The sequence below is a fragment of the Pseudalkalibacillus decolorationis genome, from assembly GCF_024609785.1.
GTDB lineage: Bacteria > Bacillota > Bacilli > Bacillales > Fictibacillaceae > Pseudalkalibacillus > Pseudalkalibacillus decolorationis.
Map to the genome: position 1 here is coordinate 96,581 of NZ_JANHJQ010000012.1, position 18,602 is coordinate 115,182.

General features: G+C 40.9%; 19 protein-coding genes, 1 tRNA gene and 1 pseudogene. 20 read left to right on the forward strand and 1 reads right to left on the reverse strand.

Features of this window, described 5'->3' with window-relative positions; all coding sequences use genetic code 11:
• Positions 1-160 precede the first annotated feature (160 nt).
• The 5 genes from NON16_RS13160 to NON16_RS13180 all read left to right on the forward strand — a co-directional run bounded on the left by NON16_RS13160 (position 161) and on the right by NON16_RS13180 (position 6,810).
• Complete coding sequence (locus tag NON16_RS13160) at positions 161-1,324, forward strand: iron-containing alcohol dehydrogenase (RefSeq protein ID WP_257349629.1); 1,164 nt, start codon at positions 161-163, stop codon at positions 1,322-1,324.
• Between the two features lie 117 nt (positions 1,325-1,441).
• Positions 1,442-3,064 (forward strand): SLC13 family permease, encoded by a 1,623-nt coding sequence (locus tag NON16_RS13165; protein ID WP_257349740.1) that lies wholly within the window; start codon positions 1,442-1,444, stop codon positions 3,062-3,064.
• A 234-nt stretch (positions 3,065-3,298) separates the two neighbouring features.
• A complete protein-coding gene (locus tag NON16_RS13170; RefSeq protein ID WP_257349631.1) occupies positions 3,299-4,489 on the forward strand; it encodes an MFS transporter in 1,191 nt (396 codons plus the stop codon).
• Positions 4,490-4,628: 139 nt separating this feature from the next.
• A complete protein-coding gene (locus NON16_RS13175) occupies positions 4,629-5,975 on the forward strand; it encodes a glucose-6-phosphate isomerase (RefSeq protein ID WP_257349633.1) in 1,347 nt (448 codons plus the stop codon).
• 430 nt (positions 5,976-6,405) lie between these two features.
• Entirely contained in the window at positions 6,406-6,810 is a 405-nt protein-coding gene (locus NON16_RS13180) for a YugN-like family protein (RefSeq protein WP_257349636.1), read from the forward strand.
• On the opposite strand, the gene NON16_RS13185 is transcribed toward NON16_RS13180, so the two are convergent.
• Positions 6,807-7,562, reverse strand: a complete 756-nt coding sequence (locus NON16_RS13185) for an ion channel (RefSeq protein WP_257349637.1) — start codon at positions 7,560-7,562, stop codon at positions 6,807-6,809. The genes NON16_RS13180 and NON16_RS13185 overlap by 4 nt on opposite strands.
• Before the next feature lie 88 nt (positions 7,563-7,650).
• Between NON16_RS13185 and NON16_RS13190 the strand changes: the two genes are divergently transcribed.
• The 15 genes and pseudogenes from NON16_RS13190 (at position 7,651) to phnM (ending at position 18,602) form a co-directional block, all read left to right on the forward strand.
• Complete coding sequence (locus NON16_RS13190; RefSeq protein WP_257349638.1) at positions 7,651-7,959, forward strand: YggT family protein; 309 nt, start codon at positions 7,651-7,653, stop codon at positions 7,957-7,959.
• A 249-nt stretch (positions 7,960-8,208) separates the two neighbouring features.
• On the forward strand, positions 8,209-8,289 hold the full coding sequence (locus tag NON16_RS13195) for a hypothetical protein (protein WP_257349742.1): 81 nt from the start codon (positions 8,209-8,211) through the stop codon (positions 8,287-8,289).
• Positions 8,290-8,363: 74 nt separating this feature from the next.
• Positions 8,364-9,071, forward strand: a complete 708-nt coding sequence (gene chbG / locus NON16_RS13200) for a chitin disaccharide deacetylase (RefSeq protein WP_257349640.1) — start codon at positions 8,364-8,366, stop codon at positions 9,069-9,071.
• A gap of 84 nt (positions 9,072-9,155) precedes the next feature.
• A tRNA-Ala gene (locus NON16_RS13205) sits at positions 9,156-9,232 on the forward strand.
• Between the two features lie 402 nt (positions 9,233-9,634).
• Entirely contained in the window at positions 9,635-10,324 is a 690-nt protein-coding gene (locus tag NON16_RS13210) for an N-acetylmuramoyl-L-alanine amidase family protein (protein WP_257349642.1), read from the forward strand.
• A 303-nt stretch (positions 10,325-10,627) separates the two neighbouring features.
• Positions 10,628-11,316, forward strand: a pseudogene (locus NON16_RS13215) (N-acetylmuramoyl-L-alanine amidase family protein).
• 123 nt (positions 11,317-11,439) lie between these two features.
• On the forward strand, positions 11,440-12,312 hold the full coding sequence (locus NON16_RS13220) for a PHP domain-containing protein (protein WP_257349643.1): 873 nt from the start codon (positions 11,440-11,442) through the stop codon (positions 12,310-12,312).
• A gap of 3 nt (positions 12,313-12,315) precedes the next feature.
• On the forward strand, positions 12,316-12,471 hold the full coding sequence (locus tag NON16_RS13225) for a hypothetical protein (protein ID WP_257349645.1): 156 nt from the start codon (positions 12,316-12,318) through the stop codon (positions 12,469-12,471).
• A 178-nt stretch (positions 12,472-12,649) separates the two neighbouring features.
• The gene (locus tag NON16_RS13230; RefSeq protein WP_257349647.1) at positions 12,650-13,351 is read left to right on the forward strand and encodes a GntR family transcriptional regulator; all 702 of its coding nucleotides are present in this window, start codon (positions 12,650-12,652) and stop codon (positions 13,349-13,351) included.
• A gap of 106 nt (positions 13,352-13,457) precedes the next feature.
• Positions 13,458-13,883 carry a phosphonate C-P lyase system protein PhnG gene (phnG, locus tag NON16_RS13235; RefSeq protein WP_257349649.1) on the forward strand — a complete coding sequence of 142 codons (426 nt, stop codon included), beginning with the start codon at positions 13,458-13,460 and terminating at the stop codon, positions 13,881-13,883.
• Positions 13,884-13,897: 14 nt separating this feature from the next.
• Positions 13,898-14,494 carry a phosphonate C-P lyase system protein PhnH gene (phnH, locus tag NON16_RS13240; RefSeq protein WP_257349650.1) on the forward strand — a complete coding sequence of 199 codons (597 nt, stop codon included), beginning with the start codon at positions 13,898-13,900 and terminating at the stop codon, positions 14,492-14,494.
• Entirely contained in the window at positions 14,494-15,627 is a 1,134-nt protein-coding gene (locus NON16_RS13245) for a carbon-phosphorus lyase complex subunit PhnI (RefSeq protein WP_257349652.1), read from the forward strand. The genes phnH and NON16_RS13245 overlap by 1 nt, the downstream gene beginning before the upstream one ends.
• Complete coding sequence (locus tag NON16_RS13250) at positions 15,624-16,487, forward strand: alpha-D-ribose 1-methylphosphonate 5-phosphate C-P-lyase PhnJ (protein ID WP_308216611.1); 864 nt, start codon at positions 15,624-15,626, stop codon at positions 16,485-16,487. The genes NON16_RS13245 and NON16_RS13250 overlap by 4 nt, the downstream gene beginning before the upstream one ends.
• Positions 16,484-17,329, forward strand: coding sequence for an ATP-binding cassette domain-containing protein (locus tag NON16_RS13255; protein WP_257349653.1), 846 nt, complete (start codon positions 16,484-16,486; stop codon positions 17,327-17,329). Before NON16_RS13250 ends, NON16_RS13255 begins: the two co-directional genes overlap by 4 nt.
• A gap of 61 nt (positions 17,330-17,390) precedes the next feature.
• Positions 17,391-18,602: a phosphonate metabolism protein PhnM gene (gene phnM, locus NON16_RS13260; RefSeq protein ID WP_257349654.1), complete on the forward strand. Its 1,212-nt coding sequence runs from the start codon at positions 17,391-17,393 to the stop codon at positions 18,600-18,602.

Below are 18,602 nucleotides of genomic sequence, written 5' to 3' on the forward strand. Positions count from 1 at the left end.
TAGAATTATTCATCAATCATTAAAAAATGGAATGAGACTTGCATGAACATATAATACCTATCATTTTTGCTCATTAACGTGGTAAAAACAGATTGCTTTACTTTGATTAATTAAATTGGAGATAATATAGGTAATTCGTTTGTAAGGAGGTACATTTAATATGGATTCATTTGAGTTTCGTAATCCAACAAAATTGATTTTCGGTGAAGGTAAAATAGATTCTTTAGCGACGGAGGTACCACAATACGGAAAAAATGTGTTAGTGGTTTACGGCGGTGGAAGCATTAAAAAAAATGGAATATATGATCAAGTGATGGGACAATTGAATAAAATCGGTGCGACGGTTATAGAACTATCAGGAGTTGAACCAAACCCAAGATTAACAACCGTTAAACGCGGGGTCGAACATGTTAAAAAGAATAATGTCGAGTTCTTGCTTGCTGTCGGTGGTGGAAGTGTAATCGACTGCACAAAAGCGATTGCCGCAGGAGCTAAATATGATGGCGATCCTTGGGATTTAATTACCAAGAAAGCTGAAGTCGAAGAGGCCCTGCCATTTGGAACGGTTTTAACATTGGCTGCTACCGGTTCTGAAATGAATTCAGGTTCAGTCATCACCAATTGGGAAACGAAAGAAAAATATGGATGGGGAAGCCCGCTGAATTTCCCTAAATTTTCAATCTTAGATCCAAAAAACACCTACTCGGTTCCAAAGGATCAAACTGTTTATGGAGCAGTGGATATGATGTCACACGTACTTGAATCCTATTTCCACCCAGCTACAAATACACCGGTACAAGAGCGTATGAGTGAAGGTATTCTTTCTACTATTATTAAAACAACACCTAAAGTAATTGATGATCTTGAAAATTATGAGCATCGTGAAACCCTGCTTTACAGTGGAACGATGGCATTAAATGGAGTATTACAAATGGGAGCACGTGGAGACTGGGCGGCACACAATATCGAGCATGCCGTTTCAGCGGTTTACGATATTCCTCATGCCGGAGGACTCGCAATTCTTTTTCCGAACTGGATGAAATACAATATTGATTCTGCAGAGAGAAAACTGAAACAGCTAGCTGTAAGAGTCTTTGAGGTAGATCCTTCAGGCAAATCAGACCGTGACCTAGCATTGGAAGGAATTGAACAACTTCGTACGTTCTGGGCTTCTCTTGGCGCACCAACTCGTCTTGCGGATTATGATATCGATGACTCGAAACTGGACCTCATTGCGGACCGCGCAATGGCACGTGGTGAGTTCGGAAACTTCCGTACATTGCAAAAAGAGGATGTACTCAAAATATTGCGTATGTCCCTCTGATCAAGCAATAAAATATGAATACAGCAGCTCATAGATTTTTCGGGAAACGATGGGATTGTAGCCAATTTTCTAAAAAGAATGGAGGGGTTTTGTTTGGAGCTTTCAGGATTTAGAAGTATGTGGGCTAACCTATGGAGGATGCATTATCAAGCAAAAGATCTAATGACGTTTTCGTTCATTAATAATGGGGAAGCCGGTGGGAATTCGAAATCAACGGAACAAACGGTAAATGATCAAAAAGATCCCAAACCTTCGTATGAAAAACGCCAACTGATTGGATTAATCCTTGGGCCACTATTATTCGCTATTACGATGTTGTTTTTCAAGCCTGAAGGATTGTCAGATGAAGCGTTAGCGATTCTTGCAAGTACGATTTGGATTGCTACTTGGTGGATTACTGAGGCGATTCCAATCCCTGCAACCTCTTTACTTCCACTTATTTTGTTTCCGCTTACAGGAGGATTAACGGGTGACTTAACAGCCTCGGCATACGGTGACAACACGATTTTCTTATTTATGGGTGGGTTTCTCATCGCCTTAACGATGCAAAAATGGAATTTGCATAAACGGATCGCCCTTTTTATTATTGCTGCGATTGGGACAAGTACAGAACGAATCATTCTCGGTTTCATGGTTGCGACCGGATTCCTTTCTATGTGGATTTCCAACACGGCAACAGCAATGATGATGGTTCCAATCGGGATGGCTGTCATTTATCAAGCTTCTGAACAATTGAAGAAGGAAGGCAAAGAAAAGTTTGATGTTGAGAACTTTAATTTCGGAAAAGCGATTATGCTTGGAATTGCCTACAGTGCATCTATCGGAGGCCTCGCGACGTTAATTGGTACACCACCGAACACGATTTTCGCAGCCGTCGTTAAGAAAACCTATGATATTACAATCTCATTTGCTGGCTGGATGATGTTCGGCGTTCCAATCGCCATCATTCTTTTAACGCTTACGTGGTTTTATCTTGTAAAAGTAGCATTTCCAATGAAAATACGAGAACTGCCTGGTGGAAAAGCCGTGATCAAGAATGAACAAAAAACATTAGGTGCAATGTCACCAGAAGAAAAGATCATCTTAACGGTGTTCACCTTGACCGCACTCGCATGGATTTCACGATCCTTTATTCTTGTAAATCTAAACGAAAACATAAACGATACGATTATTGCGATGACAGCTGCTATTATTTTGTTTTTAATCCCTTCTGTCAGTAAAAAGGGAGAATTTTTACTTGATTGGGAAACAGCTAAAGGCTTACCATGGGGGATTCTGTTACTCTTTGGTGCAGGGCTTGCCATTGCCTCAGGGTTCCAGGAGTCAGGACTAGACGAATGGATCGGCTCACAACTGACGATTCTAGAAGGCATCAACTTCTTTTTAATCCTTATAATTGTTGTTACACTTGTTATTTTCTTGACGGAAATTACGTCGAACACAGCAACAGCGACCATGATGTATCCGATTATGGCTTCACTAGCTGCAGCGCTTTCTGTTCATCCATATAGCTTAATGATTGGAGCCGGCGTTGCTGCAAGCTGTGCGTTCATGCTTCCAGTAGCGACACCCCCGAACGCTGTTGTATTCGGATCAGGTTATTTACGGATTCCAGATATGGCACGTGCAGGGTTTTGGTTGAATTTAATTTCAATAGTGATCGTGACATTGGCGATCTATTTCTACCTCCCTGCTGTTTGGGGTATCGACCTTACAAGTTTTCCAGATAAATTCAAGTAATGTTTCAGTGACGAAAGACGAAAGGTGGATCACACTTTTTGTCTTTCCTTTTTAACACGTTAAGAAAGTATAAAAGTTTGCGGCATGGATGTAATGTCCAGCTTCAGCGCCCAACCACTTGGATCACTTCAGTCCTCCTGCGGCGGCAACAGCCTCCTCGTCGGTCTTCCAGTGACCTTCGTGGCTAAGCAGGGCGCTTGCGCTTTTCTTAGAAGTTTGGAAGGAGTGACAGCAATGGACCCTGAACAAGATCAAACACGCTATACACCATCACATTCGGAATTTTGGCGGGTTTCAATAGCATTTATGTTCGCTTCACTCCTGATTTTTTCAACCCTATATGCCTTTCAGCCACTATTACCGGTATTTGTAAAAGAATTTCATGTATCTGTAACAGCATCGAGCTTGCTCGTTTCGTCCTCTGTTGTAACGATGATCATTGGGCTTTTTGTACTTGGATTTTTAGCAGATCGTTATGGAAGATTAACAATTATGCGGGTCTCCCTAGTATTGACCGTACTTCCATTGATGGTTATCCCGCTGATGAATTCGTTTGAATGGATTATCGTTCTGCGTCTGATCCAGGGATTTTTTATCGCGGGAATACCGGCAGCGGCAATGGGATACCTAGGAGAGGAAATAGAAGCCAAACACCTCGGAGTGGCAATGACCTTATACATTTCAAGTAATGCGCTAGGCGGAATGGGAGGACGTGTGGTGTCGGGCTACTTAACCGACCTGTGGAGCTGGCAAACGACCTTTTTTGCTTTATCTGGTTTTGGTGTTCTTGCTACACTTCTTTTTATAGTTTTACTACCGAAAGAACGTTTTTTTCGAAAGGAATCCCAATCCATCCGAACAGACCTCCGAGGAATGTTTGTTCATTTTAAAAGTAAAACCATGCTCTCACTGTTTTTGATGGGTCTCTTATTGCAAGTCGTCTTTACTGCAATATGGACGTACCTACCCTTCTATCTACATGAGGATCCGTTCAATTGGCCGCTGAAATGGATCTCCTTTACGTATTTTGCTTATGGCCTTGGTGTGATTGGCCCGCCACTTGCTGGAAAAATATCAAATCAATTTGGTTTGCCAGTTGTGATGTTAGGCGGATTGATGATATTGGCAATTGGCACATGGTTAACGGTCCTGCCACTAATTCCATTTGTTTTGTTGGGGCTCGCGATGATCTGTTCAGGATTCTTTGTCGCCCATTCGATGGCAGCCGCACTCGTCAGTAAAGCAGCAACCCATCATAGGAGCGGTGCATCGAGCTTTTATTTAATCAATTATTATGTCGGCGTCGCAATCGGAAGTACAGCAGTCGGAAAGCTGTGGGATCACTATTCCTGGATCGGCGTCATCAGCACAAGCTTCATCTTTCTTCTGGTCGTCTTTTTCCTTCCTGTTTTTAAAAAGTTGTGAAGCAGATTCCTGGTGATACTATTTGTACTGAAGAAAAATTAATTTGCGATGTATTCGCTTACATAAAATAAGTCGCTTGATTTCGATATTTTATTTCGATAAAGTGGGGAGAGAATAGGCTATGAGATGGAGGAATACGATGTCTTCACTAACTTTTGATTATACAAAAGCACTTTCGTTTGTCGGTCAGCATGAGATTGATCAGCTGAAAGATCAGATTGAAACGGCTCACCATGCGTTACATAACGGGACAGGAGCGGGGAGCGAATACATTGGCTGGGTCGACCTACCTGAAAATTACGACCGAGAAGAATTCGAACGTATTCAAAAATCAGCAACAAAGATCCAATCCGATTCTGATGTATTACTAGTAATTGGGATTGGTGGTTCCTATCTGGGGGCTCGCGCTGCATTAGAAATGCTTAACCACTCGTTTTATAATATGCTTGAGAAAAACGATCGCGAAACGCCACAGGTTATTTTTGTCGGTCACCATATGAGCTCCACTTATATTCAAGAGTTATTTGATGTTTTAGAGAATAAGGATGTCTCGATCAATGTTATTTCTAAATCAGGAACAACAACAGAACCAGCAATCGCCTTCCGGATTTTCCGTGCATTTTTAGAAGAAAAATACGGTAAAAGCGAGGCAAGGAAACGCATTTATGCAACGACCGATCGTGAGAAAGGCGCACTCAAAACACTCGCCAATGAAGAAGGCTACGAGACCTTTGTTATCCCAGATGATGTTGGTGGACGATATTCGGTGTTGACCGCAGTAGGCTTACTGCCAATCGCAACAACTAGAGTCAACATTGAAGAAATGATGAAGGGTGCAGCAGATGCTCGAAAACGATATAGCTCAGCGAACCTTTCTGAAAACGAAGCTTATCAGTATGCGGCTATGCGAAATGTTCTTTATAACAAAGGTAAAACCATAGAGTTAATGGTCAACTACGAACCAGCACTTCACTATGTCGCCGAGTGGTGGAAACAGCTTTACGGTGAAAGTGAAGGGAAAGACAACAAAGGAATCTTCCCTGCGTCAGCTGATTTTTCAAGCGACCTTCATTCACTTGGTCAGTATGTCCAGGAAGGACGACGTGACCTATTTGAAACGATCCTGAATGTAGAAAAGCCAAGAAAAGAAGTTACGATTAAGGAAGATGAAGGGAACTTGGATAAATTAAACTTTTTATCAGGGAAAACGATGGATTTCGTAAATAAAAAGGCATCTGAAGGAACGTTACTCGCCCATAGTGATGGTGGAGTGCCCAATCTCATCATTAACATTCCAGAGTTAAACGCTTATCACTTTGGCTACATGGTTTATTTCTTTGAAAAAGCCTGCGCCATTAGTGGCTATATTCTCGGCGTAAATCCATTCAATCAACCCGGTGTTGAAGCGTACAAGAAAAATATGTTCGCTCTGCTTGGGAAACCAGGTTTTGAAGAACTGGGCGAAACACTTAAAAAACGCCTATAAGAAGGAAACACTTCACGAGTATAACGTCAAATGGATCCATGCATAAGAAAAGCGCAAACGCCCTGGTTAGCCCCGAAGGTCACTGGAAGGCCAATGAGGAGGCTGTCGCCGCCGCAGGAGGACTGAAGTGATCAAGGGGTTGGGCGCTGGAGCTAGACATTATCTATGCATCCGATTTTTATACTTTCTTAACTTGTAAAGAAAACTTGGCTAGCGCCAAGCCTTAGCGCTGGTGATCGCCTTACTTGAACTTATACTATAGAAAGTATTTTTATACTTTCTTAACGTGGAGCAAAAATCCCCCGATTTACTGATTTCGGGGGATTTTTGCTCCTTCTAAAGTTATTAGTGTTCGAGATTTCTCTTTTTTTCATGAAAATCGTGGGAAGTGGACACGCTATGACTAAGTATGTATGAAAGGAGAAACGCCATGAAAGAAATCGTATCGAAACTAGAGGGAGAAGAGTATGAACTAAATGAACTCGAATACACTTTAAAGCCACTTGGATATGATATTGGCGGTGGTTGGGAGTATGATCACGGTTCCTTTGATTATAAGTTAGATGACGATGAAGGCTATATGTATTTGCGTGTTCCTTTTAAAGCGATAAAAGGTGAGTTAGAACGGCCTGGGTGTATAGTTGAGATCCAATCTCCATATTTACTGCACCACGTATACCAGATTGGGCTTGATGACAATGTTACAGCCGGAAATACAAGCGCAACATTGAACCAATTCTCAGAACCGCAAGATGCGGACGGATCCATTGATGAGAAATGGGTAGAAGCTGGTGAAAAGCTAGTTCGTGAACTGGAAGATCAGCTTTTAGCTTAATCAAGGTACTCGAAAAGTGTATTTCCAATAATATTTGATGCTTGAATGATCGTATCTGCACCAGCACGTTTGGCATTTTCATAATGAGTTGGAGTTAGGATTTCAACAATAACCTGAACAAGGGGTGAACACCCTTTTAGAGCGACTAATGTTAAAATCGAGTCCATATCTGATCGTTCCTCGCTCAGCTCGGAATTTGCAGTAATGATCACGTAACGTGCAGAACGTACGTTAGCTTTTGCGAGTGTTGCATCTTCATAAGGCTTTCCATTAATAAAATGGATCGCACCATTATGAAGAGGGTTTGTGTTCAATGTTCGATCAACTAAGACGATATCTAGCTCAGGCTGCTCACTTTGAAATTGATTAATCAATACTTTTGATCGTTCATTCCACCCAATCACAACAACGTGACCCTCATCCGTATAATTCACATTTCCTTCAACGAGGCGGGATTGGCGTTGTATTGTATAGCTGGCAACCTGTGAGAACAAGTATGTAATAAAAGTTGTGCCTATAAAAACCATCAAGATCGTAAGAACTTTCCCCGGCACGGTTTTTGGAACAAAGTCACCATATCCAATAGTCGCAATCGTAACAACAGCCCAATAAATCCCATCTAACACATTAGTGATGTTATTAGGCTCAAGAACATGAATGATTGTACCAAACAAAAATAGCACCGTAAGGACAATGATGAACAATCTTATAAGTGCTGGAAGTCGTAAATAGTATAAAGAAAGGGTCTTCATAATTGGATCACCTTTTTAAATAAGTTATGTCATCCTTACAGTATAACCAGATCTTATCTGTTAGAAACGTTGGAAAGGAGGGGAGATAATGCGACGAAAACCGTTTGGTGTATACATTGTCAATTTATTTATGGGAATTATCGAAGCACTCATATTACTGAGAATAATTTTAAAATTATTTGGGGCTAATCCCTACACCCCGTTCGTCCAATGGATCTACAACTTCACGATGCCATTGCTCTCTCCATTTCGAAACATCTTTCCATCTCCAATCTTTATGGACCGTTATGAATTGGAGTTAACCAGTATCTTTGCCCTGATCGTTTATGGAATCCTATCGTACTTCCTTGTCCAATTTTTTCTGATGTTAAATTCCGGAAATGATCCGAAAAGGTAGCGAAGTTGGTTTCTGGCTTCTCCTTCAAAAAAAGTTCCCTGCACTATTTATAAGTACAGGGATTCCTGTTCAAGGTAATTATTTTGTTTAGAGTAATTCTTGAGCTTGAAGTAATACTTTCTCCCCGTTCATGGTTCCATAGTATAATGAATTAATAATGTCCACCGTCTGTAAAAGTTATAAGTTTAGAAGTAGTACCAGCAGCTTTTTAGTATTAAGCAAGGTGATCCGGTTAATAAGCTTGTAAGAATTCGATATGCAAATGAGGAACCTTTACAATATGAGACTGCTTATTTACTATGGTCAAGAACACCTCATGGAACAACTTGAGTTGATCGGGCAAACTTTGTAATTGAGAGAAACTATACTTAACTTAATGTTCTTTTCAAAAAGGAGCTATGTAAATGATTCAATTACTAGTGAATGCAGATGATTTCGGGTTTTCAAGAGGGGTAAACTACGGCATTGTCGATGCTCATCGGTTCGGGATCGTTAATTCAACAACAATGCTCGTTAACATGCCAGGTACTGAACAGGCGGTTGAACTAGCAAAGCAATACAAAACGCTTAGAGTGGGGATTCATTTAACCTTGACTTGTGGAATAGCTGTTTCAAAAAATGTTCCCACCTTAACGACTGAGGATGGATCCTTTAAAATGAGGAAACATCTACAAGAGGATTTGACGGAAAAGTTAACTGATATAGAGAAAGAATGGGAGGCACAAATTCAGCGATTTTATCAAATGGGACTAACGCCAACACATTTTGACAGTCACCATCATGTTCATGCACAACCAGAACTTCTTCCAGTCGTACGAAACTTATCAAAAAGATTTGAACTACCGGTTCGAAACGTATTTGGAGATCAAGAACTAGACATCAATAGACTTACAGATGTTTTCTTATCGGATTTTTATAACGAAAATGTCGGCCCATACTATTTTGATAAATTGGAAGAAAAAATGGAAGACGGGGTTTCAGTTGAAGTTATGTGCCACCCAGCTTATGTGGATTACTTTCTAAATAAAAACTCATCCTATTCTGAGAAAAGGATCGATGAGTTGAATGTTCTTACCACCACAAAATTACCAAAGGGCTTTCAATTGGTTTAAGCTTGGCAATGATCGTTAATATAAACTTGTCAAAACAAATGAGCATATGCTATACTTTTTTCTGTTAACAAAGCTTTTTGGAATGGGGCATTAGCTCAGCTTGGGAGAGCGCTTCGCTGGCAGCGAAGAGGTCAGCGGTTCGAGCCCGCTATGCTCCACCATACATATAATATCGCAACCTTTTCAACGTCTTTATTACGTGAAGTAAAACGTAATAAGGCGTTTTTTATTTTCCTTTTTTAGAGACTACGTCTTAATTGATTATTGAAAGGGTAACCTAAAGCTGTTTTGATCTGTTCAAAAGAAGTGAAAGGTTTTCGTGGTATGGGGGAAAACGTTTGTGGTTAAATTATCTAATTTTATTAATTGCGTTTTTGTATTCTAGACACTTACATGGAACCTTTCCAACAGGCTATGCATATGATAAAACGATGCATAGTCTTTTATGATGCAGAATACAAGATTTTCTAGATGTGGACAAGTATCAAGAATTTTGTCCACTATTTAAATTTTTATAGGAACTCGGTCATTCAGTTAATGAAATGAGAAAGGTTGTGTATAGAATGGCTAAAATTTATTTGGATCCAGGACATGGTGGAAGTGATCCGGGAGCAACGGGCAATGGGTTACAAGAAAAAGATGTGAATCTAAAAGTCGGTCTAAAGCTAAGAGACATTCTTCTAAGTGAGTACAAAAACGTAGAGGTACGAATGAGCAGAACTACAGATACGTTCGTTTCCCTAGATGAACGTACAAATGACGCCAATGCGTGGGGTGCCGACTATCTTACCTCAATCCATGTTAATGCAGGTGGGGGCGAAGGTTTTGAGAGCTATATTTACAATGGGTCCTATTCTGGAAAGGCTGAAACTGACCGCTTAAGAAGTATCATTCATGATGCAATTCTTGAAGAAACAGGCTTCCGGAACCGTGGGGAAAAAGAAGCAAACTTTCACATGTTAAGGGAGTCAGCCATGAAAGCTGTCTTAACGGAAAATGGTTTTATTGATAATTCAGGTGATGCAGCAAAGCTCAAGATGGACACATTTTTAGATAAGATCGCACGTGGACATGCTGTTGGATTTGAAAGAGCTTTTAATTTGGAAAAAAAGCCTGTAATCTCACCCGATGATCTTCACCGCGTGATTGTAGATGGCAGACAAGTTGGCGCCTATGGAAATGATCAGAATGTGCTTGATGCGGTAGAAAGACATCTGAATACTTCGAATCGAATCGTCATTGAAAAGGTGTAGTGTTAATAAAACGATATTAATGGACAAGCTATTAATTAGTCTAGAAAAATGAAGAACAAATGAAGTGTAGAGCTATGCAAAAGTTAAACGCAGAGCCTACACTTTGATTTTTTTCCATCTTTCATTAATTTATAGTCTTATCGAGCATTTGCTGAAGAATTTGTGCCTCAAATGGCGAACTTTCATTAGCTGAAAATATCCTATTGATCATACATTGACAGACTTTTTATGCTTATACCAAGTATCCCATGTACGCTTCGTTTCGATAATATACAGGTAATGAAACGATAGGATGTGTATAAGATGACGAAAATTTATTTAGATCCAGGGCATGGTGGAAATGACCCGGGAGCAGTTGGTAACGGTTTGCGGGAAAAAGACTTGACACTAGAAATCGGTTTAAAAGTAAGGGACATCCTCTTACGTAATTATGAAAACGTTGAGGTCCGTATGAGTCGTACGGCAGATACAACCCTGTCACTTGACCAACGAACTAATGATGCAAATACTTGGGGAGCTGATTTTCTGATCTCGATCCACATTAATGCAGGGGGGGAAAAGGTTTCGAAAGCTACATTTACAATGGCTCTTATTCTGGGAAATCAGAAACCGAACGTCTAAGAACAATTGTTCATGATGCCATTATTGAAGAAACAAGGTTCATTCATCGTGGAAAAAAAGAAGCCAACTTTCATATGGTTCGAGAATCGAAAATGAAAGCAGTATTGACGGAAAATGGTTTTATTGATAATGCTACTGATGTTGCAAAACTAAAGCAGGATGCATTTCTTGATAAAGTTGCGCAAGGTCATGTGAATGGAATGGTTAAAGCACTCAAGTTGGAAAAGAAACGTAACTTCTCTGCGAGTGGTACCCATCGAATCGTTGTCGATGGGACACAAGTGGGTGCTTATGAAAATGATCAAAATGTAATGGATGCGGTAGAAAGACATCTTACTTCATCAAATCAAATTCTCGTTGAAAAACTTTGATTTCCAACATAATTAACACTTCCTTTACGTATTCATTATCTTTCCTTAACCTTTGCAACATGGTATCAAGTTACTATGATTAGTAGAAATGAAGTTTGCTAATATTTTAAGGGAGTGTTTTTTGTGAAAGTAGATTTGCATTGTCATACGAACATTTCAGATGGCTCGTTTACATTTGACGAGATTTTGAGACAAGCAAAACAGCAGGAAGTGACGCACTTGGCAATTACGAATCATGATACGACAAAGGGCTTGGAAGGGATGGTTGCTGAAGGGGTCAAGCACGGTATTGAAATTATTCCAGGTATTGAAGTTTCGGCTTTTGATTTTGAGCGGAATCGACGAGTACATATCTTAGGTTATTTCATCGAACCAGGGCACACAGCACTTACTGAACTTTGCACACCGCTTTTAGAAAAACGTCATCAAGCCTCGTATGAAATGGTCGGCAAATTGAATGAAGCAGGTTATGAGATTGATTGGGATCGCGTCGTGCAATTGGCTGAAGGCGGTACAGGTGTTTATAAACAACACATCATGCAAGTTTTAATTGAAAAAGGTTACACAAAAACCATTTATGGTCGATTATATAAAAAGTTATTCTCTCGTGGCGGAGTCGATCAAGAAGAACCGGGTATTGCTTTCGTTCCGCTTGAGTATGTCGATGCCAAATCTGCTATTCGAGCCATTCGTGAAGCTGGGGGAATTCCCGTTTTGGCACATCCAGGACAATATAAGAGCTTTGAAGCCGTGCCTGAGTTAGTGGATGCAGGCCTAGAAGGCATTGAAATCTGGCATCCACTACATGGTCGAGAGGAAGAGGCACGGGCGATTAATTACGCGATGGAATTTCACTTGGTTATGACAGGCGGCTCTGACTTCCATGGTGATTACGGTGAGGATGATAGCATTGTACTTGGCTGTAAGGATCCAGGAATCGATAGTGTGGATGCTCTAAAAAAGAGAAAAACAAGCCTTCTCCAAAAAGAGGTCTAACGAATGAAGCATTTAAACCATTCCCAAATAGATTTAGAGCTTTCAGAGGAACCTGTTTTTCACGGAAGCAGTCACATTATCAATAGTTATGCTGGAGCATGGACATCGATTGGTCCGAACAACAAGATCCTAGAATATGAAAAATCCCTGATCAAATGATGATCGGGGATTTTTTAACGTCCGTGAGAAAATCAATTGTTCCACGGCAAAATGATGATCTTTTTACAATTTCTTAACCGTCAGTTTATAAAGCTTGTTTACACTTAAAAGTAAATAACTGTCGAAATTTGCTCAGTGTGGATTATCGTAAAGACCTTACCAAAATGGGGGGACCAATATGTCTGAGGTCACTATGCTCGTTGACCAGATTCTTTTACACATTAATAAAGGTAAATTTGCAGCGAATCAAAAGTTACCATCTGAACACGAACTCGCTGATCAGTTTAGAGTGCCACGTATGATTGTCCGAAAAGCGTATGAACGACTTCAGGAGCTTGGCTATATCTATTCCATGCAAGGAAAAGGCAGTTTTGTGAAAGACAGAAAGAAACAAATCCCACTTGTCTTTTCGAAGGATGTCAGCTTTAGCGAAAAAATGAGAGAGCTATATAGTGATTATTATTCGGAAAATGTCGGTTGTGAGCCAATACCCTATCATACTGAAATCTATCCATCTCTCAGTACAGATAAAGATGAGCAGGTATATAAGATTCGTAGACTTCGATTCCTTGGAAAACTCCCGATTGCCTTGCATACATCCTACATTTCAGAATCGTTATTTCAGGATATTGGTGAATTAGGGAACACGATCACATCGATGTTTGAGTACTACAGAAGCAAGGGATATACGGATGTTTATTCAGAAAAAAGTATTTTAAGCGTCATTTTCCCTACGGAGTTTGAGCGAGAGATTTTACAATGCTCAAGCCTTGTTCCTCTCTTATTACTCGAATCGCGCTGTTTGGATCGAGAGACTGGAACGGTTCTTGAGGTCTCAAAAATACGGTATCGTAGTGACTGTTTTACCTATATAATCTAATCCTTTACATAACCACAACGCTTTTTACAAACTCTTAACTTTCATGAACTTGGCAACAAGGTAAATTGATAGCAACGGGTCATCAATCTTACATGGAGGCTTGAGGATGAAACGAAAAACAAGAACAAGAATTCTGATCAATGGGTCCAGTAATCTTTCGGAACAATTAGCAACGCAAATCACAGACCGATACGAGGTTCAAATGATAGAAGAACCAAACAACGGATTGGTAATGGTGAAAATGGAGGAAAACGCGAAGAAAAGCCTGTTTTATTTAGGAGAAGTATTCGTAACAGAATGCAAAGTCCAGATTAACGGACAGTTAGGCATCGGTATTTTAAAAGGTGATAAGCCAGAGCTAAGCTATTATCTAGCCGTTATTGATGCAGCGTATCAGGCAGAGCTTGATGAAGTAAAAGGCTGGATACCGCTTTTGCTTGCGGAGGAAGAAAACATAGCGGTAGAACGGAAAGAATTTGACAACAAAGTTCTCCAAACGAAAGTAAACTTCGAAAATATGGATGTTGAGTGAAGGGAGTGTCAACTATGCAATTGGATTTAGTTCATGATGTACAGTCTGCATACCGGATGCTCATCGATTCGATGTCTAGACCGGGTATGATTTCGAATTTAAGCGAGGAAGCACGAAAAGTCGATTTCCAAACCGAATGCAGCAATTCACTGATCGTGATAGCCCTGACATTGCTGGATACAGAAGTCACATTTAAAGTCATTTCGGAGCACGAAGCTGAAGTGACGCAGTTCATTAATCAACTCACTTATGCAAAATCAACGACAGCAGATCAAGCGGATTATATTTTTATTTTACAAGACGCAACTGATGAACAATTACAAAAGACCATTCAGATGGCGAAACATGGGGATCTCGTGAATCCGCAAGAATCCGCGACATTAATCATTGAAGTCGATGAGGTGACCGCTGGAAGAGAACTAATGCTGAGGGGACCGGGAATTAGGACAGAGGAGTACGTTCACATTAGTGCAACTGGAGATTGGATCGACTTGCGTGCTGAAAAAAATGGGGATTTTCCTTTAGGCATTGATCTGCTGTTTATCGATCTAAATCATAATTTATTGGCTATACCGAGAACGACTCAAGTAATGAAGCAGGTGATCAAATAATGGGATACGTTGCAGTGAAAGGCGGAACTCACGCCATTGAAGAGTCAATTCGACGGTTAAAATATGAACGTACGAAAAAGAAGTCGATTCTTCATGTCAAGAACATTGAAGCAGGTATGCGAGGCTTGATTGATCAAACGATGTCAGAAAGCAGCCTGTTCAGCGAAAAACTTGCCTCCATAGCAATTAAGCAGGCAGAAGGAAATCCAGAAGAAGCGGTTTTCTTACTTCGAGCTTATCGCTCAACCTTACCGAGAAAGCATTATTCCAACAAGGTTGTTTCCGAAGATATGAGGGTAGAACGGAGGATTTCAGCAAGCTTCAAAGATATTCCCGGAGGACAAATTTTAGGAGCGACAACCGATTATACCCATCGTTTACTGGACTTCAATTTAGCTACGGAAACAGATGAAGACCTGTTAAGCTGGGTTTCTGATTTCGAAAAGGAAGAAACTACCGATTCGGATGATACGGACCTAACAAAGCTTACCAAGGTGATCGATTATTTACGAAATGAAGGCTTGGTGCAAGAATGTGAGCGAAATGATCAGGAACCGGATGACGTAACAAGAAAAAGCCTGGAGTTTCCATCAAGCCGCAGTGAAAGGCTACAAATTTTAAGTCGAGGACAGACGGGGGCTGTTACGTCATTAGCCTATGCGGTCATTCGTGGATATGGATCCCTTCATCCAACAGTCGGTGAATTACGTGTTGGCGATTTGCCCATTTATATAAATAATCCGATTGATCCAACCGACGATGATGATAGCTATTTTATTGGTGAGATCAAAGTAACCGAAGCTGAAATGCTCATGCCGGTCACAGTCGAAAAGGAACATGGAAAAAAGGAAATAGAGTTTGAGATAGGGTACGGTGTCTGCTACGGGCAAAACGAAACAAAGGCGATATCGATGGGAATTCTAGATAACTGCCTTGAAAATAAAAATCCGGATTATCCAAGCCATAACGAAGAATTCGTGCTCTTTCATATTGACTCTGTCGAATCAACGGGATTCATCTCTCATTTGAAAATGCCACACTATGTGACCTTCCAATCGAAGCTCGATAGTGTTCGCAAAACAAAAAAGAAACATAGTGAGTTAAATCAGGAAAAGCAAGAGGTGAGAGTATGATGACCACAGCGACAGCCTATAATTTTGCTTTTTTCGATGAAGGATCGAAAAGAGAAATAAGAAGAGCGACACTAAAAGCCATTTCGATTCCAGGGTATCAGGTACCATTTGCTTCAAGGGAAATGCCGATCGCGCGCGGATGGGGCACGGGTGGATTGCAATTAACACTTTCTCTCGTCGGAAAAAACGACACGATGAAAGTGATTGATCAGGGAGCGGATGAATCGGTCAACGCAGTTAACATTAAGAAGTTGATTGAAAATACTACCGGAATCGGTAAGACAGATGAGACTTCAGAAGCAACAATCATTCAATCACGACACCGTATTCCAGAGGTCCCTTTGACGAAAGGTCAGATTCTTGTATTACAAGTTCCTCTACCAGAGCCACTCAGGGCTTTTGAGGCAAGTGAACTCGAAACGAAAAAACTGCATGCGGAAAAAGAATACAGCGGAGCTTGGTTGATGCTTTTTGAGCAGATCATGAAATACGGGAATATGGCAACTGATGCGGACCACCCCGTCATGGTGGAAAACAGATATGTAATGGCACCGAGTCCGATCCCGCGCTTCGATAATCCGAAAATGAATCATTCTGATGCACTCATTTTACTAGGAGCGGGACGGGAGAAGAAGGTGTACGCTGTGCCGCCATATACGAGAGTCGTCTCACTCGCGTTTCAAGATCATCCATTTGAGCCTGAATCGTTCGAAGGTGAGAGTTGTAAGGTGTGCGGAGCGAATTCCGTATTTATGGACGAGCTTGTTGAGGAAGAATCCGGTGAAACCTATTACCAATGCAATGATACGAGCTATTGCATTGAAAGGTTGAATCAAGCTCAGGAGGAGGGTGCGTTATGAATGAATTCGACAGTCCAATTTTATCCGTACGCCATTTAAATAAACAGTTTGGTAATGGATGTGAGAGCTGCCGCACCCAGAATCCTGAACAAATGCTGAAAAATTATTGCCCGGTATGCGGAACGGTATATGCATGTAAAGATGTATCCTTTGATGTGTATCCAGGAGAAGTCCTTGGCATTGTCGGGGAAAGTGGAAGCGGAAAATCGACTTTAATGAAATGTTTATATTTTGATCAAGAAGTAACGAGTGGAGTGGCTTATATTCACACGTATAAAGATGGAAAGAAGAACTTGTTCGAGGAGTCGGGCCAGTACAAGCGCTATATTCGTAATCATTTGATGGGGAAGGTGTATCAGAACCCCATTCTGGGCCTTAAAATGGATTTTTCCTCAATCGGTAACATTGCTGAAAAGCTGATTTCTGCTGGGGAGCGCCATGTCGGAACGATGGAAGCGAGGGGCATTGAATTACTGGATCACGTGTGTATACCCATTCATCGCAGTAAAGAAGCACCGAAAAACTTCTCGGGGGGTATGCAACAGCGAGTTCAGATAGCGAAAGCACTTTCGAATAAGCCACCTCTACTGCTTTTAGATGAGGTAACGACGGGGTTAGACTTGTCTGTTCAGGCAAGTGTGCTGGATCTTATCAAAAACCTGCAACGAGAATTGGAGATTAGTATTGTACTCGTTTCCCACGATCTTGGAGTAATACGAATGCTTGCTGATCGGACACTCGTCATGCTTGAAGGAAGAGTGATTGAACAAGGGTTGACGGACCAGATTTTAGAAGATCCGCAGCACCAATATACACAACAGCTTGTGCATTCACTGCTATAAAGAAAACTTGGCTAGCGCCAAGTTATAGGTGTTGGATGAATATCGTATTGGAGGAATAGTCGTGTATCTGTTAACGAACGGACGTATTATAACCGAAAAAGCGATTCTTGATGGATTTGATTTACTGATCGTCGACGAAAAGATTGAACGAATTGCCCCTAAAGGCGAGATTGAATTGGATGCAACAATCAATATCATCGATGCAGAGGGTGGATATGTAACTCCAGGCATAATCGATATCCATTCTGATTACATCGAGCATATGGCAGCACCAAGACCGACTTCGCTCATGAATTTCAATTTAAGTTTAAGAGAAACAGAGAAAGAGCTTATCACGCATGGTATTACGACGATGTTTCATTCCCTATCTATTTTAAAAACAAACGAGTATGCGTACAAGCCTATTCGGGAACCGGAGAATGTCAGGAAGTTCGTCGAGTTGATCGAAAAGTCTCACTATACGCCTCATTTGGTACGTCACCGATTTCATGCTCGATATGAAATTGACAACCTTGGGGAAATCGAAATGTTGAAAACGTTGATCATGGAACAAAAAGTACATTTGGTTTCATTCATGGATCATACACCAGGACAAGGGCAATATCGCCACTTAGAAATTTATCGAGATACAGTAAGAGGCTATAACAACAACTATAGTGATGACGAAATTGAGAAGATTATCAACCATCACAGGACGAAGGAAAAGTTGACGATTGAAGCCATTCAAGAGATTGCTAGTCTAGCGAAAGCAAATAACATTGCCATTGCCTCTCACGATGACGACTCGATCGAAAAGCTGGATTTGGTCCAGAGCTTCGGGACAGGTATCAGTGAATTTCCAATCACTTTGGAAATTGCAAAGAAGGCAAAAGAAAAAGGGCTATACACGATTGCTGGTGCACCAAATGTACTGCTTGGCGGATCACATAGCGGGAACTTATCGGCAACAGAAGCCATCCAAAAGGAAAGCATTGATATCTTGTGCAGTGATTACTATCCAGCTGCCATGCTCCACGCCATTTTTAAGCTTCATAACGAACATGGTATGAGCTTGTTAGAAATGTTTAAGCTCGTTACGATCAATCCAGCGCGTGCAGTCAAAATGGATGATGAAATTGGATCGATACAAGAAGGGAAGAAAGCGGACCTCCTCATTATCGAAGCAATCAATGAAGATTTTCCAGTCATTACAACGGTGTTTGTCGATGGAGAACTTATTCAACAAACGAATTACCGAATAACGAAACCAGCTAGAAAATTTGTGAATTCATGA

Coding starts and splice junctions, on each gene's coding strand:
- NON16_RS13255 (WP_257349653.1), top strand. CDS start 16,484: ATGAATGAATTCGACAGTCCAATTTTATCCGTACGCCATTTAAATAAA.
- NON16_RS13245 (WP_257349652.1), top strand. CDS start 14,494: ATGGGATACGTTGCAGTGAAAGGCGGAACTCACGCCATTGAAGAGTCA.
- NON16_RS13180 (WP_257349636.1), top strand. CDS start 6,406: ATGAAAGAAATCGTATCGAAACTAGAGGGAGAAGAGTATGAACTAAAT.
- phnG (WP_257349649.1), top strand. CDS start 13,458: ATGAAACGAAAAACAAGAACAAGAATTCTGATCAATGGGTCCAGTAAT.
- NON16_RS13210 (WP_257349642.1), top strand. CDS start 9,635: ATGGCTAAAATTTATTTGGATCCAGGACATGGTGGAAGTGATCCGGGA.
- phnH (WP_257349650.1), top strand. CDS start 13,898: ATGCAATTGGATTTAGTTCATGATGTACAGTCTGCATACCGGATGCTC.
- NON16_RS13185 (WP_257349637.1), bottom strand. CDS start 7,562: ATGAAGACCCTTTCTTTATACTATTTACGACTTCCAGCACTTATAAGA.
- NON16_RS13175 (WP_257349633.1), top strand. CDS start 4,629: ATGTCTTCACTAACTTTTGATTATACAAAAGCACTTTCGTTTGTCGGT.
- NON16_RS13165 (WP_257349740.1), top strand. CDS start 1,442: ATGTGGGCTAACCTATGGAGGATGCATTATCAAGCAAAAGATCTAATG.
- chbG (WP_257349640.1), top strand. CDS start 8,364: ATGATTCAATTACTAGTGAATGCAGATGATTTCGGGTTTTCAAGAGGG.
- NON16_RS13230 (WP_257349647.1), top strand. CDS start 12,650: ATGTCTGAGGTCACTATGCTCGTTGACCAGATTCTTTTACACATTAAT.
- NON16_RS13225 (WP_257349645.1), top strand. CDS start 12,316: ATGAAGCATTTAAACCATTCCCAAATAGATTTAGAGCTTTCAGAGGAA.
- NON16_RS13250 (WP_308216611.1), top strand. CDS start 15,624: ATGATGACCACAGCGACAGCCTATAATTTTGCTTTTTTCGATGAAGGA.
- NON16_RS13190 (WP_257349638.1), top strand. CDS start 7,651: ATGCGACGAAAACCGTTTGGTGTATACATTGTCAATTTATTTATGGGA.
- NON16_RS13170 (WP_257349631.1), top strand. CDS start 3,299: ATGGACCCTGAACAAGATCAAACACGCTATACACCATCACATTCGGAA.
- NON16_RS13160 (WP_257349629.1), top strand. CDS start 161: ATGGATTCATTTGAGTTTCGTAATCCAACAAAATTGATTTTCGGTGAA.